The sequence below is a fragment of the Cellulomonas sp. P2_B4 genome (assembly GCF_056404795.1).
The window spans coordinates 66,651-92,105 of sequence record NZ_JBFUDI010000005.1 but is presented as its reverse complement, the minus strand read 5'-3'; the positions used below and the strand labels follow the sequence as shown (position 1 = coordinate 92,105).

Below are 25,455 nucleotides of genomic sequence, written 5' to 3'. Positions count from 1 at the left end.
CAGGGCGGTCCTGGCCTCGTCGTCAACGCACACGCAGCACCTGGCCCAGCCGCTCGCGGCGGCGGGCGGAGGACTCGACCGCCACCACCACCAGAACGGTCGCCCCCAGGAGCACGACCGGCACCACCGCCCACCACGGCAGCACCACCCCCGGATCGGTCGCCTGCCCGGTCACGAGCCGCAGCGCGAGCGGGGAGACGAGCGCGCCCACGAGGACCAGGCCGAGCAGCACGCCGCCCGCCGCGGCCACCAGGGTCGACGGAAGCAGCTCTCCAGCGGCGACCCGGGCCGTGGCCCGTGGGCGAAGTCCGAGCACGCGAGCTGTCGCGAGTGACGTGGCGCGACCTGGGGCGGATGCGGCGGCGCCCAGCACGACGACGAGGACGGCGTACCCGGCGGAGAGGGCAGCGACCAGCGCGACGAGCATCAGGAGCCCGCCGATCAGCGGGTCGGACCGCCGATCCGCGAGCCACTGCGCGCGGGACAGCACGGTCACGCCCGCCGCAGGGGCAGCCGCACGCGCCACCGCGGAGGCGTTCGGGCCGACAGCCCATACGGTGTCCAGACCCACCACCTCCGCCTCGACCGGCGCAGCGCCCGTCTGCTCGGCTCGTCTTACGGCTGCCTCGAGGACGGCGGACAACGCTGCACGGTCCACCACGACGGTCGGGCCGGCCGGCGTCCCGTCGGGTTCCTGCTCCTGCAGTGCGGGCACCTGAGCCACGGGTTGGAGGTCGACCGTCACGTTCCCCCAGCGCACGGACGGCTGGGTGCCCAGCAGGGCGGCCGGGACCAGCGCCGGCACCGGACCGGGTGTGGCGCGGGTCGTCGCGTCACCGGACGCGTCCGCCAGAGTCGCGAACGCAGGGTCGGCCCCGAACGGCGTGCGAGCGAGCAGCTCCCCGTACGGCACCGGATCGACGGCGAGCACCCGCACCGCGTCGACACCGTGCACGCCGAAGAGCTGGCTGCGGGCCCGCACCCTGCCGACCGCGACCGCGTCGACACCGTCGGCGCCGGCCAACCGGTCCGCGACGTCCTGGAGGGACGCGTCGGGCAACGTCGTGCGCACCACGACGTCGGCGCCCACCCTGTCCCACGAGCCGCCCACCTGACCGGCGCGCGCCGTGCCGGCGAGCGCACCGCACAGCGCGACGAGCGTCGTGACCACGACGAGGGCGACGAACGGCAGCACAGCCCGGGTGGAGCCGGCTCGTGCCACGGCGAGCAGCGGTCCGGCCCTGCGGGACGTGCGCGCGACGCGCAGCGCTCCGCCGAGCAGCAGGGGGACGGCGCGCCACAGCAGCAGGGCGACCGCCGCCGCCACCAGCACAGGGGCGGCCGCGAGCAGCAGGTCTGCGGGACCCGACATCGACACGACGCCGCGACGACGCAGGGAGACCAGGGCTGCGAGGGCGAGCACGATCAGCGCAGCCTCGAGCGACGCCCGCCGCACCGTGCGGACGCGCTGCGCGAGCCGGCGGCGGTGCCGGTCGGTCGGGACGCGGCGGACATCGCTGCGCGCTGCGGTCACCGTCGCGAACGCCGGCGGCGCCAGGACCGCCACGGTCACCATGAGGACCACCCAGGGCCAGGCCACGGAGCCAGGTGCCGCGAGCTGGCCGAGCGCCAGGCCGGCCGTGGCTCCCACGCCGACCACCACGGCCGCCTCGATCCCCGCTCGCCACGCGACGCCCGACAGGGAGGCGCCACGGGCCCGCTGGGTGCGGAGCGCCGCCGACCGACGGCGCGCCAAGAGGTCCGCACCGACCAGGAGCACGAGGACGGCGCCGAGGGCCAGCCCGACGAGCACGACCATCGCCTGCGACCAGGTCGCCGCCACCCGTGCGCGCGCCTGCGTCAGCACGAGGTCGAGACGCGATGTCACCGTTGCCGCGGGCCCGGGAGCCAGCACCAGATCCGGCGACGCCTCCAGAGCGGCGATCTGTGTGGCCAGCGCGCCGGAGCTGCCGTAGTCCAGCGCCCGCGGATCCACGGGGAATCGGAAGGTCCGGGTCACCCCGTCCGGCTCGAGCGCGACGCGGGCCGCGGGGAGCGAGGCGGCGGACAGCAGCCCTCCCACGACGGTCGTCGGCGCGTTGGTCTGCCCGACCACCCGCGGCCGCAGGACCTCCGGCCGCGCCGCCCACACAGGGTCCCGCGGGTCCTCCGCCTCGAACACGCCCGTGACCAGCACCGGCAGAGCCGAGTGGTCGGGCTTCGTGGCCCGGAAGGTGTCGCCCGCTCCGACGCCCAGCACGCGAGCCACGGCGTCGGAGAGGGCGATCTGCACGGCACCGTCGGGCCCCGGGCGGCCGGGTGCGCTCCCCGCGACCCATCGGACGTCGGGCTCCTGTCCCGCCCACAGGTAGGTCATCCACAGGACGCCACCGGTCGGCATCCCGGGGGTGCTGAGTGACAGGTCCGTGCTCGTGGCCGAGGCGACCGGAGGCCCGAGCACAGGCTGGAGCGACGGCGGCAGGACGCTGTCGATCCCGAGCGCCGCACCGTCGACCCCGGCCCTCGTGTCCCGGGCATCCGCGGTCGGGTCCGACGCGCCGGGACCGTACGTGCTGGTGATGACGAAGTCCGCGGGCGGATCTGCATGCGCGACGGCCGCCCGGACCGCCACGTCGGCGCGGTGGCTCAGGAGCCGCGGCACGGCGTCGGTGACGCCGACCGTGAGCGCCACGACGAGTGCGGTGACGACCAGCGGCCACAGGTCGGCGCGGGCCCGTCGCCACGCGGCCCTCACGTGCCCGGCTCCATGCGCAGCCGCGCGACCGTCGATCGACGCACCGCGCGTGCGGAGAGGGGCACGACCAGCGCGGCGCACCCGGCCAGCAGGACGACGAGCGTCGCCACCTGGACCGCCCACGGCCAGAGCACGACGGCGGCCGGTACGGGCGGGAGTCCCTGTGCGGAGAGCGCCAGCAGCGGGCCGACCGCCCAGCAGGCGAGGGCACCCAGCAGCCCGCCGACGAGCACGGGCACCCCGACGAGGACGGCCTGCTCGGCGAGCACGGACCGGAGCACCGAGCGCCGCGGCACGCCCAGGCCGCGCAGGCGGGCCACGTCGACCTCGCGCGCCTCGAGCGCGGTCGTGGTGTGCAAGGCGGTCCCGACGAGCGCGAGGACGAGGGCGGCGACGACCAGGAGCGCGGCCGCCGCTCGCTGTGCGGCGCGCAGGGGACCGGCGACGCTCTCCTGCGCGACGGCCTCGCGATCGGTCACCGGCCCGATGCCCTGGGCCCGCAGCGTGGCCGCGGCATCGGGGGGCATGTCGCCACCGACCCACCACGCATCGGTCAGTGTGTCGAGGTTGCCCTGACTCAGGGCCGCGCGCGACAGCGTGTCCACGTCGGCGAGCAGCGCCGCCGACCGCGGTTGCGAGGGGACGTACGCGGTGATGCCGACGACCTTCGCAGGCACGGGGGTCAGGCCGAGCGCGAGCTGCACCCCGTCGCCGACCGTGAGCCCGAGCTGGTCCGCCAGCCGCTTCGAGACCACCACCGGCACGTCGTCGACGGGGGGGAACGCGAGCGCGCCGAGGGTGCCCTCGGCCCAGTACAGCCCGGGCAGGTAGGCCGTGCCCTGCAGCGTCAGCCGCGCACCGCCGGACACCTCGGTGGCCTCGATGTCGGTCAACGCAGCCACGACGTAGTCGCTGGTCGGCGGGTGCGCTGGTGACCATGTCCCGGGCACGAGGGCTGCGCCCGGCATCTGCACGTCGATGTCGAACGCGGCTGAGCTCTCCTGGTCGGGGTCGGCCACGTCGCCGACGCCCGTGAGCCGGGTGTCGACGGCCACCACCCGGACGCCCGGCGGCACGGCCACGGCGAGGTCGTGCGGGGTGCCGTCCAGCGCCACCGCCCCCGCGGGCACGGCAGCGCGCGCGCCGTCGTCGTCCTGGACGACCAGGGTGAGGTCAGCCGTGATCTGGACGTCGTCGGCCACGTGCCCGGTGACGACCAGGTCGGCGCTCGTTCCGGGCAGCTGCACCCCCCCGACCGGCTCCGCCGGCGCCAGCCCCGACGTGACCTCAGCCCAGCCGCCGGTCGGCACCCGGCCGCGCAGCAGGCCGTCGGCGTCCCTCGTGTCGACGGCAACCAGGCGTACGGCCTGGTCGCCGGCCTGGGCACGCGACCCGAGCGTGACGGCTCGGCTGGTGACGGGGCTCACCCGTCCGCTGGTCGCTGCACGCAGGGCCGCGCCCGCTCCGAGCGCATCCAGCTGTGCGGGCACGGACAGATCGGTGCCGACGCTGGCCGCCGCCTGATCGTGCTGGGACTGCGCCCATGTCGCGGCGAAGCCGACGCCGAAGGTCGCGCACGCCGTCGCGAGCACGAGAAGGAACGCCGCCGCGGCTCCCTGCGGGCGACGTGCCACCCCCCAGGCGGCGAGAGGCAGGGTCAGCGAACGGGCCGAACCGGCGCGTGCGTCGGCGCGGCGGGCGAGAAGCGGCAGCGGGCGCAGGAGGAGGGCCGCGCCGGCGATCATGCACAGCACGGGGGCGACGACGAGCACCGGGTCGGCCGTGACCCCGCTCGCGACCCGGTGGGCGCGCAGCTGGACGTAGGCGACCACCGCGAGGACGAGGAGCAGCAGGTCGGCGCCGGACCGGGCCACCACGCCGGCACGCTCCTCGCGGGTGCCGCGATCCGTCCCGGTGCGCAGCCAGGGCAGCACGAGGAGGCCGCCGAGTGCGACCGTGACCGCGGTGACGGCTCCGACGAGCGGACCGAGGCCACCCTCAGGGACGCCCGTCGGATCGAGGCCGACCGCATCCGCCAGAACGAGGTACAGCGCGAGCGCCAGCGCCGTAGCCGGGACGATCGCCACGACGGCGAGCGCGGCGGCCTCCGCGGCGGCCTGGGCGACGAGGCGACCTCGGCCCACCCCTCGGGCGCCGATCAGCGCCGCCTCGGCCGCACGCCGGCCCGCGACGAGGCGGGCGGCAAGCACCACCGTCGTCACCGCGAGGGCGGCGCCCAGCAGGGCGACCGCGAGCACGCCGGAGCCGGTGATCCTGCCCTGCTCGCGGGCAGCGTGGATCGTGCGCGCGAACGGCAGGTCCACCACGACGTTCTGCGTGCGGTCGCCCAGCGCGCTGTCCAGCTCGGACGTGAGTGCGTCGACACCCGCTCCGGCCGAGACCAGGTCGGTGGCGTCCGCGCCGGAGAGATCGGGGTCGAGGCGCACGGTGACCCGGCGCAACGGGATCTGGCCCGCGGCAAGTCCACCCGGCGCGACGACGAACGGACCGTAGGCCGTGATGTATCCGCGGTAGTTCGGGCTGACCCCCGTGCCGCCCAGCGGGTCTTCGTCCCACGCGGTGGAGGGTCGTGGCACGAACGTGCCGACGACCGTCCACGGGGCGCCGGAACCACCCGGGTCGGCGGCGAGGGTGGTCGAGCTCCCGACGTCGAGGCTGAGCGCCCGTGCCGCCGACGTGGGCAGAGCGACCTCGCCCGGTGCCGCGGGCCACCTCCCCGCCGCGAGCGTCCCGCGCATGGCGGGATCGTCCAGGTCGGCGAGGTAGGCGATGCGCAACGGCTGTCCGTCGGGCGGCAGATACTGCATGACTGTCGACGTCCACGCCGTCTGGGTCGTCGGGAGATCGCCGAACGGACTTCTCAAGAGTGCCGATGCCTTGGCGACGGCCTCCGAGGCGTCGCGTGCGGTCGCGGCGACGCGTTCGTCCACGCCCGCGTCGTCGGGGTCCTCGGGGAAGCCCAGCGCGACGCTCACCTCGACGTCCCGAGCGGGCGCGCCCACCATCGTCAGCTGGAGGGCCCGCTGCGGGGACGCCGTCACGAGCAGCACGCACACCCCGACCAACGCGGACCCGGCAACCATGACGGCCAGCACCGCCGCCAGCACCGCCACCTGGGCGCGCGCTCGCTGCCACACCAGCTCACCCACGCGCGGCTGCTTCGACGAGCCGACCGTCCACCAGGTGCACGGCGCGGTCCGCGAGCGCGATCATCACCGGGTCGTGCGTGGCGACCAGCGCCGTCATCCCGTCCGCCTCGACGACACCGCGGATCAGCGCCATCACGGACAGTCCGGTCTCGCTGTCCAGCTGTCCGGTGGGCTCGTCGGCGACCAGGAGCCGGGGCGAGCCGGCCAGAGCCCTCGCGATGGCGACCCGCTGCTGCTGACCACCGGACAGCTCGTCGGGCCGCTGCAGCGCGTGGGGGGCGAGCCCGACCAGTTCGAGGAGCATCTCGACGCGGCGCTCGCGCTCTGGCACGGGCGTCTCGCGCAGCCGCATCGGCACACCGACGTTCTCGGCCGCCGTCAGCACGGGTATCAGGCCGAAGGTCTGGAAGACGAACGCGACCCGGTCGCGACGGAGCATGGCCTGCTCGTCCTCGCTGAGCGCGCCCACGTCGATGCCGTCGACGAGCACGCTGCCCTCGTCCGGACGGTCGAGGCCTCCGACGATGTTGAGCAACGTCGTCTTGCCCGACCCGGAACGCCCGACGAGCGCCACGAGCTCGCCCGGGGCCACGTCGAGGTCGACGCCTCGCAAGGCGTGCACCGCAGAGCGACCGCCACCGAAGGTGCGGTGCACGTCCCGAACCTGCACCGCCGCGCCCAGCCCCGCGCTCACCGGGAGCTGCCGTCGGGCCAGACAGCCAGGTGGTCGGCCTCCAGCGCAAGGCGCACGCGACGGGTCAGCGCGAGCGCTTCGCGGTACTCGCGCGGCACCTGCAACCGCCCCGCCCGGTCCATCACCGCGTACTCCTCGTGCGTGACCTCGCCGCCGGCGTCATCCCGGCGCACCACCTCGCTGCTCGTCCGTCCGTCCCTGATCGCGACGGTCCGTTCCACCAGCCCGCTGACCGCCGAGTCGTGCGTGACCACGACCACGGTGGTGCCGGACTCGCGGTTCGCGGTGCGCAACGCGTCGAAGACCTCGCGCGCCGTCGCGGTGTCGAGCTCGCCGGTGGGTTCGTCGGCCAGCAGCAGCTGCGGCTCGTTGGCCAGTGCGGTCGCGATCGCGACGCGCTGCTGCTCGCCGCCGGACATCTCCTGCGGCCGCCGGTCGGCAACGTGCCCGACGCCGACGAGCTCGAGCAGCTCGTCGGCCCGCGCCGACCGGTGCCGGCGCGACCCTGTCATCGGCATCGCGACGTTCTGCCGGCCGGTCAGGTACGGCAGCAGGTTGCGCGAGGTCTGCTGCCACACGAACCCGACCATGTGCCGGCGGTAGGCGACCCGGTCCCGTGCGTGCATCGCCATCAGGTCCCAGCGCCCCACCCGCACCCGGCCCGCCGTGGGTGCGTCCATGCCGGACAGCACCGAGAGCAGCGTGGACTTTCCCGACCCGCTGGCTCCGACGACCGCCACCATCTCGCCCTCGTCGACCAGCAGGTCGAGCCCTTGCAGGGCCTGCACCTCGACGGTGCCCGACTGGTAGATCCGCACGAGGTTCTCGCAGACGACGAGTGCGTCGTGGCCGAACTGCGCCGAGGGCGCGACACCTCCGCCCATCGCCTCGAGCGTGCTCTCGGACACCAGCGGCTCCCTCCGTCGGGCGACCTTCCACCCCGCAGGCTAAGCCGTCGTCCAGCACATCACTCTTCTCCGTCCCCTCGCCGCGCGGCGAGGGTCGGTTCGCGCCCGCATTCGACTCTGTGGGTCAGTGAGCGCCCCTCGACCTCGTGCGGTCAAGAGCAGGTCCGAGACCCGCTCGCGCAGCTGACGGGCGACTTCGTCAAGGCTCGGGGACCGAGTCCCGAACGCCGCGCGGTGCGCCAAGTCTTCTCGCTCAACGACTCGTGCGAGGTGTCGAGGTCGCTGTCACGTGGTCGACGCTGCGGCCTCCAGCACGAGGCCCGCGACGTCGTCCGGATGCGAGATCCCGACGACATGGGAAGCCCCAGGGATCTGGATGGTGCGTCTGGCAGCGGCGCGTTCGGCCATCACCTGGTGAGCGTCCGCGGGGATGTTTCGATCGTCGGCGCCGAAGATGAACCAGCTCGGGACGGACTGCCACAGCGCGCGGTCGCCGAGGGGCTCGTTGAGTGCGGCGGCCGTGACGGGACGTTGGGTGACCGCCATGGCAGCCGCCGTGTCCTCGTCCAGATCGGCACAGAACTGGTCGTGGTACCTGGCCTGGTCGATGTAGAGGTCGACGCCGCCGGACCGGAGCGGAACCTCGACGAGCGTGTCGCCCAGGGTCGATCCCGGGGCCAGCGCCGACGCGTCCGCAGCGCTCTCGCCCGGCTGCAGGGCGAACCCGGCGACGTACACCGCGGCAGTGATGTCGCCGGCGCCCGGGTCCACCGCGGTCAGCACAGCGCCGCCATAGGAGTGGCCGACCAGCACGATCGGGCCGTCGAGGGTCCGGAGGAGATCGCTCAGCGGCGCCGCGTCGGTCGCGACTCCGCGCAGCGGGTTGGCGTAGGCGATGACGCGGTGCCCGCCGGCGCGGAGCGGCCCGATCAGCCCGTTCCAGCTGTCGGAGTCGGCGAACGCGCCGTGAACGAGGACGACAGTGACCATGAGTGCTTCTCCTCGAGTCTTCGTGCTGTGTGGTCAGGTCTCGAGCGTGGAGACCGGCTCGCCGGTCTGGACGATGTAGGTGGACAGCATCCGCCCCGTGTCCGGGCCGAGGTCGGTCGCGTTGTGGGGCACCCCGGGCGGGATGAGGAACCCGTCACCGGCGTTGAGCACAGTCGTGTCTGCGTCGCGACGCTCCATCCGCACCGTGCCGGCGACGATGTAGCCGACCTCCTCGCCTGGGTGGTGATGCCATCCGGACGACACGTCGACGGGGATCTCGGTGAGCACCTGCACGATGTCCCGGCCGGGGATCGAGGAGGTCGCGTGCTGGACCTCGGTGCGCTTGAGCGTGCGGGTGAGCTCGTCGCGGTCCAGCGGACCGGTGTCGCCGGTCTGTTCGGGTGTGGTGGTCACGGCGGTGCCTCTCGTGGGTGTCAGTCAGGACGTGTGAAGCAGCGCGAGCAGTTCCTGTGCCACCTCGTCGGGTTGGTCCTCCACGAGGAAGTGGCTGGCGTCCAGGCCGCGACCCCGGAGGTTCTGGGCCCAGGGCCGCCAGACGGCGAGCACGTCGCCGTAGAACCGGGGAAGCGCCCCGGCCGCGCTCCAGAGCACCAGGAGCGGGATGGTGATCCGCCGACCGGCGGCGCGGTCGTCGTCGTCGTGCTGTCGGTCGATGCCGGCGCCGGCGCGATAGTCCTCGCAGATGCCGTGCACGACCGAGGGGTCGTCGAGGATCTGCCTGTACACCCTCATCGGCTCGTCCGGATACCGGTCGGGGTGCCGGCCCAGGCCGAGGGTCCGGACGTGATGGTCGAAGAACGCCGACGGGTTGCTGTTGATGAGGTCCTCGGGCAGCGGTTCGGGCTGAGCGAGGAACGCCCAGTGCCAGTAGGTGAGGGCCATCAGCGCGTCCGCTCGAGCCCACACCTCACCGGTGGGCACCACGTCGAAGGCCGCCGCGGCGGTGACCACGTCGGGGTGGTCCAACGCGACTCGGTAGGCGATGCGCCCACCGCGGTCATGGCCGGCCACCGCGAACCGGTCAAGGCCCAGCGCTGCCATCAGCTCGACCAGGTCGTTGCCGAGCGCGCGTTTGGAGTAGGCGCTGTGGTCGCCCGAGGGACCGGGCCGGAACGACTGTCCGTAACCGGGCAGGTCGACGACGACCACGGTGTGCTTCGCCGTCAGCTGCCCGGCCACCGCATGCCACATCACGTGGGTCTGCGGGTAGCCGTGCAGCAGCAGCACCGGGGGGCCGTCGCCGCCGACGCGGGCGTAGATCGTGCCTCGGTCGACGTCCACCATCCGGGAGAGGAATCCGTCGAACATGTCGTCACCGCGTTCGTGGATGAGTCACGACGGGTCGGCGAGGAACCGCAGCAGCTCGCGGTTCACCTCGGCAGCGTGGGTGACCGGGTGGATGTGCGGGCCGCCCTCGATCTCGACGTACCGCGCGGCCGGGAGCGCGTCGTGCGCCCGGCGCCCCTGGCCATCGATGGACAGGATGCGGTCGGCGGTGCCGTGCATGATCAGGGCGGGCACGTCGACGCGTGCCAGGTCGGCCGTGAAGTCCTCGAGCCATCCCTGCGGGCACGCCCAGGTGGCATACGGGGAGGCATCTGCACCGGCGGACCACATCGCCCGGACGGTGTCCGCGCTGACAAGGGTGCCCTGGTAGTCGTCGAGGTTGAGGAAGTTGTCCATCATCCCGGTCAGCCAGGCGAAGCGGTCGTCGAGGATCGCCTGCTGCACCCCCTTGACCCCGGCCGCGTCGACACCTTTCGGGTTGTCCGGGCCGTGGGCGAACGTCGGCGTGAGGCTCTCGATGAACACCGCGCTGCGCAGCCGTTCGGTACCGAACCGTCCGATGTACCGGGCGAGCTCGCCGGTCCCGAGGGAGAAGCTGACGATGCTGACGTCGCGCAGGTCCAGGGTGCGCAGCACCGTGTCGAGATCGCCGCTGAGCGTGTCGAAGTCGTAGCCCGTGGTCGCAGCGCTGGACCGACCGAACCCTCGTCGGTCGTAGTTGACGACCCGGAACCCGGCGTCCAGCAGCGGGTGCAGCTGCGGCTCCCAGGACCTGCCGTCGAAGGGCCACCCGTGCAGCAGGACCACCGGCCGGCCGCTGCCCTGATCCTCGTAGTACAGCTCGACGGGCGCCGAGTTCTCCTCTCCGACTGCGATGTTTCCCATCGTCGCTCCCTCGCTCGCGGTCCGTCGCTCAGGTCTTCGACGATGCCCCGCAAGCGTCGGCAGCGCGCGGGGGTCTGCCGGAGAAAGTTTCCGGAGAACCCGACGGTCCGACCGACCGGCCGGGCGGACGATGACCGGATGACTGCCTCCGTGATGGTTGTGGATGACGACGACCGGTTCCGCGGCCTGGCGAACAGGATTCTGGTCAAGTGCGGGTTCCGTCCGGAAAGTGAGGCGCGTAGTGTGTCGGATGCGTTGCAGCAGGTCACGCACCGGATTCCCGATCTCGCCCTCGTCGACATCGATCTTCCTGACGGAAACGGCCTGGAATTGAGCAAGCAGCTGACGGCTCCGCCGTGGGGCGTGCGTGTCCTCCTCGTCTCCGTGGACAGCGACGCCGCCACCCAGAAGGACGCCTCCGACGCGGGGGCGGTCGGGTTCCTCCCCAAGAGCGAGCTGTCGTGCACCTCCCTGCACTCCCTTCTCGGCGACGGATGACGTGCGATGAACGGTGCGTCCGTGGCGGAGCCGGTGCGAGTCTGCGTCGGAGAGGACGACGTCCTCCTCCGGCAAGGGGTCGTGCAAGTGCTGCGCGACGCGGGACTGGAGGTCGTCGCAGAGGCCGGAGACGCTCTCGAGCTCCTCGCGCTGACCCTGACCCACCGGCCCGACGTCGCCATCGTCGACATCGGCATGCCACCCCGCCGCGACGACGACGGCCTGCAGGTTGCGCTCGAGATCCGCCGGCGATTGCCTGACACCGGGGTCGTGGTGCTGACGCAGCACGACGACCCGCACTACGCGATGGAGCTGATCGGCGATCGCGTCGACGGCGTGGGTTACCTCCTGAAGGAACGCGTCGGGGATGTCAGGGACTTCAGCGCCGCCGTCGTGCGGGTGGCGCGGGGCGGCACCGCACTCGACCCGACCGTGGTGGCGCACATGGTGCGGCCGCACCGGGTCCCGGACGAGCTTGCTCTCCTCACCGAGCGCGAGCTGGCGGTGCTGGGCGCGATGGCCGAGGGCCAGTCGAACCTCGGCATCGCACGAGCGCTGATGATCAGCGTCGCCGCCGTGGAGAAGCACGTGACCGCCATCTTCCGGAAGCTCGAGGTGAACTCGGACACCGGCGGGCACCGCCGCGTCCAGGCGGTTCTCCGCTTCCTGTCCCCGCAACGGACGTGAGCGTGAGTACCGCGGCAGCGGGAACGCCGAGCCTCCCGACGACCGGTGTGGAGGACCCGACGGACGCAGCCGAACTTCCGATGGATGAGGTGCGCCGACTCGTCCACGAGGAGCTGTCCCTGCGTCGCGTGGCAGAGGTGGTCGCCACGGCCGGACCGGCCGACGACATCCTCACTGCCATCTGTCGAGCGGCGTCGGACCAGCTGGACGGCCAGGCGATCACCCTGCTCCGATTCGTCAGTGCCGACACCATCATCGCGGTCGCCTCACACGGCGGACCGGTTCCGCCCGGGACCCGAGTCGTTCACCAGCCTGGCTCCATGTCGGAGCAGGTGGCGCGGACCAAGCGTGCGACGCGGGTCGACGACTTCGCGCGACTTTCCAGCGCCGGCATCGTCGGAAAGTTCGGCATCCGAGCCGGCGTCGGGGTCCCCATCATCATCGAGGGCCGAGTGTGGGGGATGTTCTCGGCGACGTCTCAGATCGGACCGCTGCCGCTCGACACCGAGACCCGGTTGGAGGGCTTTGCGCAGCTGATGTGGGCGGCCATCGCGACCACGGACGCTCGCGAAACTCTGCAAGGACTCGTCGACGAACAGGCGGCACTGCGTCACGTGGCCGAGCTCGTCGCACGCGAGTCGCCACCGTCCACGGTCATCGCCGCGGTGGTCCGAGAAGCCGCTCACGTCCTGGAGGCCTCCTCGGCCGCCGTCATCCGCGACGAGGGCCACGCGTTCTCGCTCGTCGCTGACGCTCACTTCCACCCCGACGTCGGCGAGCAGCACGCCGACGCCGCGGTCATCGTCGACGGAGAGCGCTGGGGCACGCTCACGGTGACCTCGGCTGCCACGGGCCACCCGGTCGACCGCGACCGGCTCAAACCGTTTGCGGACCTCATCGCCGCCGCGATCGCCAACGCCAAGAACCGGGACGGCCTCACCCGGTCACGCGCGCGCGTCATCGCGGCCGCGGACGACGCACGCCGTCGCCTGCAACGCGACGTCCACGACGGCGCGCAGCAACGGCTGGTCCACACGATCATCACTCTGAAGCTGGCCAGAGACCGCGCCGCCGGCGGAGACGACGTCGCCGATCTGCTGGCCGAGGCGCTGACCAACGCGGAAGACGCCAACCGCCAGCTGCGTGACATCGTCCGCGGGATCCTGCCGGCGTCGCTCACCCGCGCCGGGCTCGCCGCGGGGGTCGAGTCGCTGATCGCCGGTACGCCCATCCTGGTCGACGTGCACCTGGACATCCCCCGGCTGGGGACGGCCGTCGAGACCACCGGCTACTTCACCGTCGCCGAGGCGATCAACAACGCCGTCAAGCACTCGCGGGCCACGCACATCCGAGTCATCGGCACGATCGACGAGGGCAGCGACGAGCTCGTCCTCACCGTCGAGGACGACGGCATCGGCGGCGCGGACCCTGTTCGGGGATCGGGATTGACCGGACTCAGGGACCGCATCGACGCCAGCAACGGGACGATCGTCGTCACCAGCCCGCCCGGTGTTGGGACCCTGATCACGGCCCGCATCCCCCTCCGGGTCGGTGGCCCTCAATGAGCCGCCGAACCGCCGACGCGTCCGAAGCTCCGGGCGCGGCCCCCGACGACAGGGAGCTCACGTGAGCAGGCAGTACGGATGCATCGCCTTCACCGACGACGTGCGCGAGGTCCAACGGCAGTACGGCAGCGCCGAGTTTTACGACCGGGTGCGGTCTCGGGCGTCGGGTGCCAGTGGTCCCGACCCGTTGGGACCGCGAGAGGCGGCGTTCCTGGCCGAGCGAGACGGGTTCTACCTCTCCACCGTCAGCGAGACGGGATGGCCCTACGTCCAGTTCCGTGGCGGCCCCCCGGGCTTCGTCTCGGTGAGAGACGCGCACACCATTGCTTGGGCAGACTTCCGTGGCAATCTCCAGCACGTCTCCACGGGCAACCTGATCGGGGACCAGCGCGTGGCCATCATCGCGGTGGACTACAACCGGCGCGAGAGGCTCAAGGTGTTCGGGATGGCCCGAGTGGTCCGCATCGAGGACGACCCGACCTACGTCTCGTCGTTGACCATCGCCGACGACGACGCGGTGGTGGAGGCAGCCATCACCGTCACCGTCACCGCGTTCGACTGGAACTGCCCGCAGCACATCCCCCGACGACTCACGCTCGACGAGGTCGACCAGCGGGTCGCCCCCCTTCGCGAACGCCTCATCCAGCTGGAGGCCGAGAATGCTGCTCTTCGGGAGGCGGCGAAGATTTGAGGGCGCCCACATGCGTGAAGCGCTGTTCATGAGTCGCGGAGGACCCTCAGGCCCGTTCGTAGTTCGCTGACGAGAATTTCGGGCTGCTCGAGAGCCGCGAAGTGTCCGCCCCTGTCGGCGACACCGACGTGGATCAGGTTGCTGTAGGCGGCCTCGATCCAGCTTCTCGGCATCCGGGGGATGTCTCCCGGGAAGACGGTCACGGCGACCGGCAACGTGAGCTTCGGGCCGGCCATGGTAGCCGTTCGGTTCTCCCAGTAGATCCGGGCGGACGACGCAGCACTGTTGGTGAACCAGGACAGCGATATCGCATCCAGCATGGTGTCGACGCTGAGGGCGTCCTCGGCGAGCCCGGGGTTGTCGGTCTTGGACTGGAACTTCTCGTAGATCCAGGCCGCCTGGCCGGCCGGCGAGTCCGCCAGTGCGAACCCGACAGTCTCCGGCTTCGTGCCCTGCAGGTGATTGGACCCGCCGAGCGGGCCGGCGTAGAGGGCCAGGCCGTCCACCGCGTGGCGCTCCTCGGGAGTCAGCGTCCCAGGAATGTGCTCCGGAAAGGCGTACGGGGTGCTCAGGTGAACACCGAGGAGACCCTCAGGTCGCATCGCGCCGAGGGCCGTGGTGACGGCCGCGCCCCAGTCGCCGCCGTGGGCCGCCCAGGAGCGGTAGCCGAGTCGGCGCATGAGCTCCGCCCAGGCTCGGGCTGTTCGGGCGACGTCCCATCCCGCGTCGGTCGGCTTGCCGGAGAAGCCGAACCCTGGCAGCGACGGAATGACGACGTCGAACGCGTCGGCGGCATCCCCGCCGAACGCGACGGGATCCGCGAGCGGTCCGATCAGGCTCAGGAAGTCGGCGACCGACGACGGCCACCCGTGCGTCAAGATCAACGGCAGCGCGTCGGGATTCGTGGACCTGACATGGACGAAGTGGATGTCGAGCCCGTCGATCGTCGTCAGGAACTGAGGGAAGGAGTTGAGCTCGGACTCGAAGCGGCGCCAGTCGTACTCGCGCTCCCAGTACGAGACGAGCGATCGGGCGTTCTCCACGGGGACGCCCTGCGACCAGTCACGGACGGTCTCCCGATCCGGCCAGCGTGTCCTGGCAAGCCGTTCCTTGAGGTCATCGAGTTCGACGTCCGGGATGGCGACGTGGAACGGTCGGATGCTTTCCGCAGGACTGGACGMCTTCATCGTGTGTTTCCCCTCGACTGTGGTGCACGCGCGACGGGCCGGCGTTGCACACTGGTGTGCAACATAGGCCGATTGCACACTGATGTGCAATCATGGCGGGTGCAGAACGAGCCCTCCGGTCCTCGAGGCGGCGACACCCGGCAGCGCATCCTCGACGTGGCCATCGAGGTTCTCGGGACGACCCCGGACGCGAGCTTGGGCGACGTGGCCTCGGCCGCCGGGGTGGTCAGACGGACCATCTACGGTTACTTCCCGTCCCGGTCTGACCTCTTGGTGGCACTTGCGCAACGCGCCGCGAGCGAGATCGCGGCGGTCCTCGCCGAAGCTGCCCCGGTCGGCAAGGCGGCCGACGTGGCGTGGGCCGACTTCATCGCCCGCCTCTGGCCGTTGACACACCGGTACCGGGTGCTCGTGGTCCTGCGGCGCGGCGAGTTCGGAGAGGGCATCCACGCACTTCTCGGAAAGGTCGAGCAGTCACTGGCCGACCTGGTCGAACGGGGCCAGGAGAGCGGAACCTTCGGGTGTCACCTACCCGCGGGCGTCCTGAGCCAGGCGGCCTGGTCCGTGGTCTTCACCATCGCCGACGACGACCTGTCCCGGATGGAGCTGGACGTCTCCGCGGTGATCCTGACGAGCCTCCTCATGCTGGGGGTTCCGGAGTCACGCGCGAAGGTTCTGGCCGAGCAGGCGGGTCGGGCCTGAGCCGACGACGTGGGTCGACCATATTTAGATCACTGGGAATATAGTTCCAAGGCGTCTAGTTGGCGTGGTCATGGACCTCTTCGACTCCCTCGTGCGCTACGAGACCTACCTGTGGAACGAGCTCGACGACCGGCTCCGCGATGCGGGCTCGATATCGCTGGGAACGCTGTTCGCACTGCGGGTGATCCGCCGACATGAGGGTTCCTGCCGGGTGCAGGAGCTGCGATCCGAGCTCGGCATCACGGTGGGCGCGGCGAGCAAGCTGGTGGACCGCCTGGAGCGCGATGGCCTCGCGGTGCGCGCAGCCCACCCGACCGACCGCCGCTCCTCGCTGGTCGCGTTGACGCGGGCCGGAGACGCCGCTCACGACGACGGTGTCGCGCTGGTTGACGCGGCTCTCACAGAGCACTTCGAGGGCATCGACCTGGGCGAGATGGCGTCCACCCTGAACGTGCTGTTGGGACGGCTCAGGTCCCCGCTCGCGGCGGTGTCTGCGTGAGCGCGCGAGGCACGATCCGCGCCGCCTTCGACCAGATCGCCCGGGCGCACACCGACATGGAGGCCGGGACGATCGCCAGGAAGGGAGTGGTGGTCCTGTGATCCCGCTCGAGATCTTCACCGCCCGCGCCCTGGCTGATCGCGAGACACGGTCCACCCAGAGCAGCCCAGCCGGCGGGCATCTTCTTCGGATCGTGGCCCGGCTCAGGGCACACGACGTCGCCCGCCCAGACCCGCGAACCATCGACACGCCGACCGAAGGAGCCCTCCCGTGAACCAGCCCACCATCGCCGTCACCGGTGCCACGGGCCACATCGGCGGGCTCGTCGCCGCACACCTGGACGCCGCCGGCCGCGCGCAGCGGCTGCTCGTACGCGACCCAGCCAGTCCGCGACTGCCGCAGCTCGGGTCTGTCACCGAGGTCGCACGCATCGACTACGCCAACCACGACCTGTCAGAGGCGGCACTGCAGGGTGTCGAGGTGCTGTTCATGGTCTCCGCGCACGAGAGTCCCACCCGCACCGCCGAACACGCCGCCTTCATCGACGCGGCCGCCGCGGCCGGCGTGCGGCACGTCGTCTACACCTCGTTCGCCGCGGCAGCGCCTGACGCGACGTTCACCCTGGCCCGCGACCACTACGCGACCGAGGAGCTCCTGTCGGCCTCCGGCATGGCGTGGACGTTCCTGCGCGACACCTTCTACATCGACTTCATGGAGCAGCTCGTCGGCACAGACGGCGTTATCCGTGGCCCGGCCGGCAGCGGGAGGTGCGCGATCGTCGCTCGCGCCGACGTCGCCCGCGTCGCAGCCACGGTGCTCCTGGACCCGGACGCCCACGCCGGGAACACCTACGACCTCACCGGCCCACAGGAGCTGTCGCTGGCCGATGTCGCCCGCATCATCAACGACGTCCGCGGCCGCACCGTCACGTTCCACGACGAGACGATCGAGGAGGCCTACGCCTCCCGCGCCCCCTACGGCGCCCCGCCGTGGCAGCTCGACGCGTGGGTCAGCACCTACACCGCCATCGCCAGCAACGTCATGGCCGACCCGACAGACGCCGTCGAGAAGATCACCGGCACCCCGCCGACCAGCCTCGAGGACTTCCTCCGGAACCACGGATGAGCGCACGGGCTTGAAGACGAACTCGGACAAGCCGGGTAGTCGGACTAGCCAGACCGAACAGTCGAAGAACCCTGCATCTCGACAGGTGCGCCGATCGCGCGTCCAGCAGCAGGCCGGTCAGGCCTGCATGTCCACGAAGCGCGAGTAGTGGCCCTGGAACGCGACGACCAACGTGTCGGTCGGACCGTTTCGGTGCTTGGCGACGATGACATCGGCCTCGCCGGCGCGCGGGGACTCCTTCTCGTACGCGTCCTCGCGGTGGAGCAGGATGACGATGTCGGCGTCCTGCTCGATCGAGCCCGACTCGCGCAGGTCGCTCATCTGGGGGCGCTTGTCGGTGCGCTGCTCGGCGCCACGGTTCAGCTGGCTGATCGCGATGACCGGGACCTCGAGCTCCTTGGCCAGCAGCTTGAGGGCACGGGAGAACTCCGAGACCTCCTGCTGGCGGGACTCGACGCGCTTGCCCGACGACATGAGCTGCAGGTAGTCGATGACCACGAGCTTCAGGTCGTGGCGCTGCTTGAGGCGCCGGCACTTGGCGCGGATCTCCATGAGCGACATGTTCGGGGAGTCGTCGATGAACAGCGGGGCCTCGGAGATCTTGCCCATGGTCGCGGCGATCTTGGCCCAGTCGTCCTCGCCCATCTGACCGTTGCGCAGCTTCTGCAGGTGCACGCGCGCCTCGGCCGACAGCAGACGCATGGTGATCTCGTTGCGGCTCATCTCGAGCGAGAAGACGACCGACGTCATGCCGTGCTTGATCGACGCCGACCGGACGATGTCGATGCCCATGGTCGACTTGCCGATGGCGGGGCGCGCGGCCAGGACGATCATCTGGCCGGGGTGCAGGCCGTTGGTGAGGCGGTCGAGGTCCGAGAAGCCCGTGGGCACGCCGATCATGCCCTCGCCGCGGTGGCCGGCCGCCTCGATCTCGTCGACCGTGCCGCCGATGATGTCGCCGAGGATGAGGTAGTCCTCCGACGAGCGCCGCTCCGTGACCGCGTAGACCTCGGCCTGGGCGTTGTTCACGATCTCGTCGACGTCGCCGCCGTCGGTGCCGTAGCCGAGCTGGACGATGCGCGTGCCCGCCTCGACGAGCTTGCGGAGCACCGAGCGCTCGCGCACGATCCGCGCGTAGTAGCCGGCGTTGGCGGCGGTCGGGACCGACGAGATGAGGGTGTGCAGGTACGGCGCACCGCCGATGCGGCCGATCTCACCGCGCTTGGTCAGCTCGTCGGCGACCGTGATCGCGTCAGCCGGCTCCCCGCGGCCGTAGAGGTCGAGGATCGCGTCGTACACGACCTCGTGCGCCGGGCGGTAGAAGTCGGTGCCACGGATCTGCTCGACGACGTCGGCGATCGCGTCCTTGGAGATCATCATGCCGCCGAGCACCGAACGCTCGGCGTCGAGGTCCTGCGGCGGGGTGCGGTCGTAGCCGCCGCCACCACGGTTCGAGCTGGCCGGCGCGCCGTACTCGAGCTCTTCGATCGTCATCGCTTCCCCATCGTCATCGTTCGAACATATGTACTCTGGGGGTGTGACACTCGCCCGCGCGAGGCCCACAGAACGTCCTCGCTCCCGGACGCTATGCGCTATCGGGCGGACGTCAAAACGCGGCTCGCGGAGCCTGTGGGAGCCGTCCGTGGTTCTGTGGACACGCCCTGACGAACTGTCGATGGCCTGTGGATAACCCTGGCGCGTTGCCCACAGTCCGTGGACAGGGGTGTGGACGACGGGGCAGTTTCACCCGTGTTTGGCGCTCGGACCGGCGCAAACGCTGAATGGTTCCTGTGGATCGAGGAAAGGTTGGCCGGGATTTCACCTGTCGGACACACTCGCCCTGGCGTGGACAGGCAGATACTGGCCCTCGCCGTTCCTGCCCTCGGTGCGCTCGTCGCCGAACCGCTGTTCGTGCTCGTGGACTCGGCCGTCGTCGGCCACCTCGGCACCGCCCCGCTCGCTGGCCTCGCGCTCGCGTCGACGATCCTCATCACCGTCATCGGCCTGTGCGTCTTCCTCGCCTACGCCACCACCGCGGCCGTCGCGCGACGCCTCGGCAGCGGCGACCGCACCGGCGCCCTGCAGCTCGGTGTCGACGGCATGTGGCTGGCGCTGGGCCTCGGCGCGGTGCTCGCCGTCGCCACCTGGCTCGCGGCGCCGTGGCTCGTCGGCGCGCTCGGGGCGACCGGCGAGGTCGCGGAGCAGGCCGTCACCTACCTGCGCTGGTCGGCCCCCGGCCTGCCCGGGATGCTCCTCGTCCTGGCGTCGACCGGAGCGCTGCGCGGCCTGCTCGACACCCGCACCCCGCTCGTCGTCGCGACCGCCGGAGCGGTCGGCAATGCGATCCTCAACATCGTGCTCGTCTACGGCGTCGGCATGGGCATCGCCGGCTCCGGGCTCGGCACGGCGATCACGCAGGTCACGATGGGCCTCGCGCTGAGCGTCGTCGTCGTGCGCGGCGCCCGCGGGGTCGGCGCCGCCCTGCGCCCGGCCGTCGGCGGGATCCTGGCCAACGCCCGCGCCGGCGCACCCCTGTTCGTGCGCACCCTGTCGCTGCGCCTGGCCATCCTGCTCACGGTCGTCGTCGCGACGAGCCTCGGCCCCGTGCCCCTCGCCGGGCACCAGGTGGTGAGCGCCGTCTGGGGTCTCGCGGCCTTCGCGCTCGACGCGCTCGCCATCGCCGCCCAGGCCCTCGTCGGCCACGCCCTCGGCTCCTCGGACGTTCCCCTGGTCCGCGCCCTCCTGCGCCGGACGCTGCAGTGGGGGGTCGGCGCGGGTGCGCTGCTCGGGCTCGTGCTCGGCGGGCTCGCCTGGCTGTACGTGCCGCTGTTCACCTCGTCGTCGGAGGTCCAGCACGCCGCCACCGCGGCCCTCGTCGTCGCGGGGCTGACCATGCCCATGGCCGGTTGGACGTTCGTGCTCGACGGCGTGCTGATCGGCGCCGGCGACGGACGGTTCCTCGCCTGGGCGGGCCTCGGGACGCTCGTCGTCTACGTGCCGTTCGCGCTGGCCGTGCAGCACGCGTCCCCGTCCGGACCCGCTCAGGGCCTGGCGTGGCTCTGGGCCGCGTTCGCGGGCGTCTTCATGCTCGCCCGCGCGCTGACCACCGGCCTGCGCGCACGCGGCACCCACTGGATGGTCACCGGCGCCTGAGGCCGCCGGACGCAGGAGCGCCCCGCTCCCTGGAGGGAACGGGGCGCTGCTGGTGGAGCTGAGGTCAGGCTGCGACGACCTTGACGGTCACCGTCGCGGAGACGTCTGCGTGCAGACGGACCGACACCTGGTACTCGCCGAGGGCCTTGATCGGCTGACCGATCTCGACCTTCCGCTTGTCGATCTGCGGGGCGCCCGACTTCTTGACCGCGTCGGCGATCTCGGCGGTCGTGACGGCACCGAACAGACGGCCCGACTCGCCGGCCTTGGCCGACACGACGACGGCCTTCGACTGCAGGGAGTCGCGGATCGCCTTGGCGTCGTCGAGCGTTGCGATCTCGCGGGCCTTGCGGGCCTTGCGGATCGCGGTGACGTCCTTCTCGGCGCCCTTGGTCCAGGGCGTCGCAAGGTTGCGCGGGACGAGGAAGTTACGGGCGTACCCGTCCTTGACCTCGACCACGTCGCCGGGCTCACCGAGACCGGTGACCTCGTGGGTCAGGATGATCTTCGCCATGATGGTCTCCTTTCTCAGCGCGCCGACGACGAGTACGGCAGGAGTGCCATCTCGCGGGCGTTCTTGACGGCACGCGCGATCGCGCGCTGCTCCTGGACGGACACACCGGTCACCCGGCGAGCGCGGATCTTCCCGCGGTCGGAGATGAACTTGCGCAGCAGCGCAGTGTCCTTGTAGTCGACGACGTCGATCTTCGCCGCCTTGAGCGGGTTCTGCTTCTTCTTTGGCTTGCGGACCACGGCCTTGGCCATCGTGGTGCTCCTTGTCTGCTGGAGCCCTGGGCGTTGCCGTGCCCAGGGATGGGGAAGTTCTGTGAGCTAGAGCGCGCCGATCAGAACGGGGGCTCGTCGGAGTAGCCGGCCGAACCACCGGTGGGCGTGGCCCACGGGTCGTCCTGCTGACCGCCACCGCCGGAGCCACCGCTGCTGCCGCCACCGTTGTAGCCGCCACCGCCCCCGCCGCCGAAGCCACCGCCGCCGCCACCCGAACGCTGGGTCCGGGTGACCTTGGCCGTGGCGTAGCGCAGGGACGGGCCGACCTCGTCGACCTGGAGCTCGTACACGGTGCGCTTCTCGCCCTCGCGGGTCTCATACGAGCGCTGCACGAGCCGGCCGGTCACGATGACGCGGGTGCCCTTGGTGAGTGACTCGGCGACCGACTCGGCCGCCTCCCGCCAGATGGAGCAGCGCAGGAACAGCGTGTCGCCGTCCTTCCACTCGTTGCTCTGGCGGTCGAACGTGCGGGGGGTGGACGCGACGGTGAAGTTCGCGACCGCAGCCCCCGAGGGGGTGAAGCGCAGCTCGGGATCCCCGGTCAGGTTCCCGATCACCGTGATGACGGTCTCACCGCTCATGCCCAGCTCCTCGCTCGTTCGGAATCAGTCGGAAGATGTGAAGGCGCACGCTATGTGCAGCCTCCGACATGGAGAGATCAGGCGTCGGCGCGCAGGACCTTGGTCCGCAGGACGACCTCGTTGAGGCCGAGCTGGCGGTCGAGCTCCTTGGCGGTCGCGGGCGTCGCGTGGAAGTCGATGACGGCGTAGATGCCCTCGGACTTCTTCTGGATGTCGTACGCCAGGCGGCGTCGGCCCCAGATGTCGACCTTGTCGACAGTGCCACCGTCGGTCTTGACGACCGTCAGGTACTTGTCGAGCGACGGAGCAACGGTGCGCTCCTCGATCTCGGGGTCAAGGATGATCATGAGTTCGTACTGACGCAGGCTCATACCCACCTCCTCTGGTCTCAGCGGCCACGGTCGATCCGTGGCAGGAGGGTTCTCGTGCGTCGCTGCGCGTCGTCCGTAGAGCGACGACACCCCGCAGCTCCCACCGATGGCGGCGGACACTGCAGGCACAGCAGCCCCCAAGGCTACCCGGCCCGGGGCACCTGCCGAAATCGGCTGTGCACAGGGCCGGGTGGCCGGGAGCGGATCAGGGTGCCGCGGGGTCCGCGGCCGGTGGTGGCGGGGTCGGCGTCGGCGTCGCGACGGCCTTCGGGCCGGTCGAGACGACGAGGGTCACCGTGCCTCCACGGGCGAGGGACGCACCGGCGCCGGGATCGATCCGGATGACCCGGCCCGAGGTCACCGTGTCCGAGGCCTCGGAGACGATGTTCGGCGAGAGTCCGGCGTTGACCACGGTCGCGGTCGCGTCGGCTTCGAGCTTGCCCTCGAGCCCGGCCGGGACGGCGACCTGCTGGGGCGCCTCCTCGGTCGGAGCCGGTGCCTCGGCCGACTCGGTGGCGGTGGGGGCGGGGGCCGTCGGCTTGACGTCGGTGTTGACGTTGGCGCGCGGGGGGAACTCCTCGACGGGCGCGTAGGCCGGCATCGCGAAGACGTTCTTCATGTACGACTGCCACAGGAACGCGGGCCACTTGCCACCCGTCACCTGTCCGGAGTTCTTTCCGGTGCCGAAGGGGGCGATCGAGTCCTCGCCCGTCCCGTCGGCGCTCGTCTGGAACAGCGACACCGCGGTGACGATCTTCGGCGTGAAGCCGATGAACCAGGCCGACTTGTTGTCCGTGGAGGTGCCGGTCTTCCCGGCGATCGGACGGTCGAGGGGCTTGATCCACGTCTTGCCGGAGCCCGACTGCACCACCTGCTGCATCGCGTACGTGGTGTCGGCGATGACGTCGGCGGCAAAGACCTGATCGGTCTGCACCTGGTGCTCGAACGCGACCGTGCCGTGCGAGTCCTTGACCTGGTTGACGATGAAGGGCGTGCGCAGGACTCCGCCCGAGGCGATGGTGGCGTAGGCCCCCGCCATATCCAACGGGTGCACCGAGGCGTAACCCAGGACGTTGGAGTTCTGATCGCCGAGGTCGACGCCGACCCGGTTGGCCACGTCGCGGGTCGCCGCCGCGGTGACCTCCATGTTGAGCTGGGCGTACACCGTGTTCACCGAGTCGGCGGTGGCCTTCACGAGGTCGATCGTGCCCTCGCTGCCGTCGAAGTTCTTCACGCTGTTCTTGGGGTCGTCCTTGCCCGGGACGCTCCAGTCCGGGATCTTCTGCGGCGAGCGACCGTTGAACTTCGTCGTCAGCGGGATGCCCTTCTCGAGGCCCGCGATCAGCGCGAACGGCTTGGCCGTCGAACCCGCCTGGGGGGCGTCGTAGGTCGCGCGGTTCTTGCCGTCGGCGATGTAGTCCGGTCCGCCGTACAGGGCCACGATCGCCCCGGTGGTCGGGTCCACCGACGTGATCGACGCCCGCACGAGCGGGTTCGGCTGCGCGTTCTCACCCTCGAGGGTGCCGGCCGCAAACCCTTCCGCCTGGGCGATCACGGCGTCCTGCATCGGCTGCTTGATGGTCGTGATGATCGAGTAGCCGCCGCGGTTGAGCTTGTCCCGGTCCAGCCCGTAGGGCTCCTTGGCCAGCTCGTCGACGACCATCTGCAGCAGATAGCCGGTCTGCTTGCCCCAGCTGTTCGTCGGGACGTAGGCGACGGTCGGCGGGAACACCATCGCGGCGCGCGCCTCGCCCGTGACCCAGCCCTGCTCGACCATCGCGTCGAGCACGATGTTCCAGCGGGCCTCGGCCTTCTTCGGGTTGTTCGCCGGGTCCCAGTTGTTGGGCGACGGGATCACGGCGGCCAGCAAGGCTGCCTGCTCGACCGTCAGCGCCGAGGCGTCGACACCGAAGTAGGACTGTGCAGCGGCCTGAACGCCGTAGGAGTCGCGGCCGTAGTAGATCGAGTTCAGGTAGCGACCCATGATCTCGTCCTTGGACTGAGACTTGGCGATCTTGACCGCCATGAGCGTCTCCTTGGCCTTGCCGACATAGTCCGTCGTCGTCGTGCCGACGTAGTACCGCTCGACGTACTGCTGGGTGAGGGTGGAGCCGCCCTCGGTCTTGCCGCCCTTGAGGTTGTTGATCAGGGCTCGGCCCATGCCCGTGATCGAGATGCCGCTGCTGCTGGTGTAGAAGTCCCGGTCCTCGCTCGCCGCGGTCGCCTGGCCGACGTATGCCGGGAGCGTGCTGTACTCGACGATCGTCCGCTTCTGGGTCGCGAACGTGCCCATCACGGCTCCGGGCGACCCGTCGTCGTTCGGGGCGTAGTACACGGTCGTGGTCTGCGCCTCGACGTCCTCGGCCGAGGCGCTGGGGACTTCGGTGAGCGCGTACGCCGCAACGACGGAGCCCGCACCGAGGAAGGCCAGGCCCAGCATCGTGCCGACGACGACCCGCCACGACGGCAGCCAACGGTGCAGGCCGTGGAACCCGGTGCGCGGGTAGTCGAAGAACTTCTTCTTCTGCTGCGGGGCCGTGCGGCGCTTCGACCCACGGGGTGCACTGCGCCTGCTCCGTGCGGGCGCGGCCCTCCGGTTCGTGCTTGCCAACGCGCTGCCTTCCGTCTGAACAAAGTGTGGTCGCGGCGACGTGAGGCCGCGTGAATCCGGGCAGGCCTCTGCCGACGACGCCCAGTATGGAGGAACCGGCTGGGCGAAACCTGGGACGTCGGCCCTGGTTGCGGACCCTTCACACGATCGCTACCTGCCCGACCGACGACGAGCGCAGGTGGACGGTCTGTCCGTGGCGTGGCTCACTCGTCGGCCACGTGACTTGCTCCGTTCACCTCATTCGACATAGTCTCCAGATGTATCGAGTTGATACATCGAGAACCCCAAC

Annotated in this window: 23 protein-coding genes; 8 read left to right on the top strand and 15 right to left on the bottom strand. The window is 71.2% G+C overall.

Annotation, left to right across the window (positions count from 1 at the left end; all coding sequences use genetic code 11):
* Positions 1 to 22: 22 nt before the first annotated feature.
* The 8 genes from AC1DZC_RS09720 to AC1DZC_RS09685 form a co-directional block, all read right to left on the bottom strand.
* Positions 23 to 2,755 carry an FtsX-like permease family protein gene (locus AC1DZC_RS09720; RefSeq protein ID WP_477043100.1) on the bottom strand — a complete coding sequence of 911 codons (2,733 nt, stop codon included), beginning with the start codon at positions 2,753 to 2,755 and terminating at the stop codon, positions 23 to 25.
* A complete protein-coding gene (locus tag AC1DZC_RS09715; protein ID WP_477043099.1) occupies positions 2,752 to 5,925 on the bottom strand; it encodes an FtsX-like permease family protein in 3,174 nt (1,057 codons plus the stop codon). Before AC1DZC_RS09715 ends, AC1DZC_RS09720 begins: the two co-directional genes overlap by 4 nt.
* A complete protein-coding gene (locus tag AC1DZC_RS09710; protein ID WP_477043098.1) occupies positions 5,918 to 6,580 on the bottom strand; it encodes an ABC transporter ATP-binding protein in 663 nt (220 codons plus the stop codon). Before AC1DZC_RS09710 ends, AC1DZC_RS09715 begins: the two co-directional genes overlap by 8 nt.
* A gap of 35 nt (positions 6,581 to 6,615) precedes the next feature.
* Positions 6,616 to 7,503, bottom strand: a complete 888-nt coding sequence (locus AC1DZC_RS09705) for an ATP-binding cassette domain-containing protein (protein WP_477043333.1) — start codon at positions 7,501 to 7,503, stop codon at positions 6,616 to 6,618.
* Positions 7,504 to 7,812: 309 nt separating this feature from the next.
* Entirely contained in the window at positions 7,813 to 8,517 is a 705-nt protein-coding gene (locus AC1DZC_RS09700; protein ID WP_477043097.1) for an alpha/beta fold hydrolase, read from the bottom strand.
* A 33-nt stretch (positions 8,518 to 8,550) separates the two neighbouring features.
* Positions 8,551 to 8,931 (bottom strand): cupin domain-containing protein, encoded by a 381-nt coding sequence (locus tag AC1DZC_RS09695; RefSeq protein ID WP_477043096.1) that lies wholly within the window; start codon positions 8,929 to 8,931, stop codon positions 8,551 to 8,553.
* A gap of 24 nt (positions 8,932 to 8,955) precedes the next feature.
* On the bottom strand, positions 8,956 to 9,846 hold the full coding sequence (locus AC1DZC_RS09690) for an alpha/beta fold hydrolase (protein WP_477043095.1): 891 nt from the start codon (positions 9,844 to 9,846) through the stop codon (positions 8,956 to 8,958).
* 24 nt (positions 9,847 to 9,870) lie between these two features.
* The gene (locus AC1DZC_RS09685) at positions 9,871 to 10,710 is read right to left on the bottom strand and encodes an alpha/beta fold hydrolase (RefSeq protein WP_477043094.1); all 840 of its coding nucleotides are present in this window, start codon (positions 10,708 to 10,710) and stop codon (positions 9,871 to 9,873) included.
* Between the two features lie 138 nt (positions 10,711 to 10,848).
* Between AC1DZC_RS09685 and AC1DZC_RS09680 the strand changes: the two genes are divergently transcribed.
* The 4 genes from AC1DZC_RS09680 to AC1DZC_RS09665 all read left to right on the top strand — a co-directional run bounded on the left by AC1DZC_RS09680 (position 10,849) and on the right by AC1DZC_RS09665 (position 14,151).
* Positions 10,849 to 11,208 (top strand): response regulator, encoded by a 360-nt coding sequence (locus tag AC1DZC_RS09680; RefSeq protein ID WP_477037660.1) that lies wholly within the window; start codon positions 10,849 to 10,851, stop codon positions 11,206 to 11,208.
* Positions 11,209 to 11,229: 21 nt separating this feature from the next.
* Positions 11,230 to 11,895 carry a response regulator transcription factor gene (locus AC1DZC_RS09675; protein WP_477043093.1) on the top strand — a complete coding sequence of 222 codons (666 nt, stop codon included), beginning with the start codon at positions 11,230 to 11,232 and terminating at the stop codon, positions 11,893 to 11,895.
* An 80-nt stretch (positions 11,896 to 11,975) separates the two neighbouring features.
* A complete protein-coding gene (locus tag AC1DZC_RS09670) occupies positions 11,976 to 13,460 on the top strand; it encodes a GAF domain-containing sensor histidine kinase (RefSeq protein ID WP_477043092.1) in 1,485 nt (494 codons plus the stop codon).
* Positions 13,461 to 13,521: 61 nt separating this feature from the next.
* On the top strand, positions 13,522 to 14,151 hold the full coding sequence (locus AC1DZC_RS09665) for a pyridoxamine 5'-phosphate oxidase family protein (RefSeq protein ID WP_477043091.1): 630 nt from the start codon (positions 13,522 to 13,524) through the stop codon (positions 14,149 to 14,151).
* A gap of 26 nt (positions 14,152 to 14,177) precedes the next feature.
* On the opposite strand, the gene AC1DZC_RS09660 is transcribed toward AC1DZC_RS09665, so the two are convergent.
* A complete protein-coding gene (locus AC1DZC_RS09660) occupies positions 14,178 to 15,428 on the bottom strand; it encodes an epoxide hydrolase family protein (RefSeq protein WP_477043090.1) in 1,251 nt (416 codons plus the stop codon).
* A gap of 9 nt (positions 15,429 to 15,437) precedes the next feature.
* Here AC1DZC_RS09660 and AC1DZC_RS09655 point away from each other — a divergent pair, with 9 nt between their 5' ends.
* The 3 genes from AC1DZC_RS09655 to AC1DZC_RS09645 all read left to right on the top strand — a co-directional run bounded on the left by AC1DZC_RS09655 (position 15,438) and on the right by AC1DZC_RS09645 (position 17,664).
* The gene (locus tag AC1DZC_RS09655) at positions 15,438 to 16,040 is read left to right on the top strand and encodes a TetR/AcrR family transcriptional regulator (protein WP_477043089.1); all 603 of its coding nucleotides are present in this window, start codon (positions 15,438 to 15,440) and stop codon (positions 16,038 to 16,040) included.
* A 70-nt stretch (positions 16,041 to 16,110) separates the two neighbouring features.
* Positions 16,111 to 16,539: a MarR family winged helix-turn-helix transcriptional regulator gene (locus AC1DZC_RS09650; protein ID WP_477043088.1), complete on the top strand. Its 429-nt coding sequence runs from the start codon at positions 16,111 to 16,113 to the stop codon at positions 16,537 to 16,539.
* A 270-nt stretch (positions 16,540 to 16,809) separates the two neighbouring features.
* Complete coding sequence (locus AC1DZC_RS09645; RefSeq protein WP_477037667.1) at positions 16,810 to 17,664, top strand: SDR family oxidoreductase; 855 nt, start codon at positions 16,810 to 16,812, stop codon at positions 17,662 to 17,664.
* Positions 17,665 to 17,781: 117 nt separating this feature from the next.
* On the opposite strand, the gene dnaB is transcribed toward AC1DZC_RS09645, so the two are convergent.
* Positions 17,782 to 19,158, bottom strand: a complete 1,377-nt coding sequence (dnaB, locus tag AC1DZC_RS09640) for a replicative DNA helicase (protein WP_477037668.1) — start codon at positions 19,156 to 19,158, stop codon at positions 17,782 to 17,784.
* Between the two features lie 294 nt (positions 19,159 to 19,452).
* On the opposite strand from dnaB, the gene AC1DZC_RS09635 reads away from it, so the two are divergent.
* Positions 19,453 to 20,817, top strand: coding sequence for an MATE family efflux transporter (locus AC1DZC_RS09635; RefSeq protein ID WP_477043332.1), 1,365 nt, complete (start codon positions 19,453 to 19,455; stop codon positions 20,815 to 20,817).
* Between the two features lie 64 nt (positions 20,818 to 20,881).
* Here the strand turns inward: AC1DZC_RS09635 and rplI are convergent, their stop codons facing one another.
* The 5 genes from rplI to AC1DZC_RS09610 form a co-directional block, all read right to left on the bottom strand.
* A complete protein-coding gene (gene rplI, locus AC1DZC_RS09630; protein ID WP_477037669.1) occupies positions 20,882 to 21,331 on the bottom strand; it encodes a 50S ribosomal protein L9 in 450 nt (149 codons plus the stop codon).
* A 14-nt stretch (positions 21,332 to 21,345) separates the two neighbouring features.
* A complete protein-coding gene (gene rpsR, locus AC1DZC_RS09625) occupies positions 21,346 to 21,582 on the bottom strand; it encodes a 30S ribosomal protein S18 (RefSeq protein ID WP_028051084.1) in 237 nt (78 codons plus the stop codon).
* A gap of 80 nt (positions 21,583 to 21,662) precedes the next feature.
* A complete protein-coding gene (locus AC1DZC_RS09620) occupies positions 21,663 to 22,184 on the bottom strand; it encodes a single-stranded DNA-binding protein (protein ID WP_477037670.1) in 522 nt (173 codons plus the stop codon).
* 77 nt (positions 22,185 to 22,261) lie between these two features.
* A complete protein-coding gene (gene rpsF, locus AC1DZC_RS09615) occupies positions 22,262 to 22,555 on the bottom strand; it encodes a 30S ribosomal protein S6 (protein ID WP_034611334.1) in 294 nt (97 codons plus the stop codon).
* 205 nt (positions 22,556 to 22,760) lie between these two features.
* Positions 22,761 to 25,166: a transglycosylase domain-containing protein gene (locus AC1DZC_RS09610; RefSeq protein WP_477043087.1), complete on the bottom strand. Its 2,406-nt coding sequence runs from the start codon at positions 25,164 to 25,166 to the stop codon at positions 22,761 to 22,763.
* Positions 25,167 to 25,455: the final 289 nt, after the last annotated feature.

Coding starts and splice junctions, on each gene's coding strand:
- AC1DZC_RS09705 (WP_477043333.1), bottom strand. CDS start 7,503: ATGGGCGGAGGTGTCGCGCCCTCGGCGCAGTTCGGCCACGACGCACTC.
- AC1DZC_RS09700 (WP_477043097.1), bottom strand. CDS start 8,517: ATGGTCACTGTCGTCCTCGTTCACGGCGCGTTCGCCGACTCCGACAGC.
- AC1DZC_RS09690 (WP_477043095.1), bottom strand. CDS start 9,846: ATGTTCGACGGATTCCTCTCCCGGATGGTGGACGTCGACCGAGGCACG.
- AC1DZC_RS09685 (WP_477043094.1), bottom strand. CDS start 10,710: ATGGGAAACATCGCAGTCGGAGAGGAGAACTCGGCGCCCGTCGAGCTG.
- AC1DZC_RS09680 (WP_477037660.1), top strand. CDS start 10,849: ATGACTGCCTCCGTGATGGTTGTGGATGACGACGACCGGTTCCGCGGC.
- AC1DZC_RS09670 (WP_477043092.1), top strand. CDS start 11,976: ATGGATGAGGTGCGCCGACTCGTCCACGAGGAGCTGTCCCTGCGTCGC.
- AC1DZC_RS09650 (WP_477043088.1), top strand. CDS start 16,111: ATGGACCTCTTCGACTCCCTCGTGCGCTACGAGACCTACCTGTGGAAC.
- dnaB (WP_477037668.1), bottom strand. CDS start 19,158: ATGACGATCGAAGAGCTCGAGTACGGCGCGCCGGCCAGCTCGAACCGT.
- rplI (WP_477037669.1), bottom strand. CDS start 21,331: ATGGCGAAGATCATCCTGACCCACGAGGTCACCGGTCTCGGTGAGCCC.
- rpsR (WP_028051084.1), bottom strand. CDS start 21,582: ATGGCCAAGGCCGTGGTCCGCAAGCCAAAGAAGAAGCAGAACCCGCTC.
- AC1DZC_RS09620 (WP_477037670.1), bottom strand. CDS start 22,184: ATGAGCGGTGAGACCGTCATCACGGTGATCGGGAACCTGACCGGGGAT.
- rpsF (WP_034611334.1), bottom strand. CDS start 22,555: ATGAGCCTGCGTCAGTACGAACTCATGATCATCCTTGACCCCGAGATC.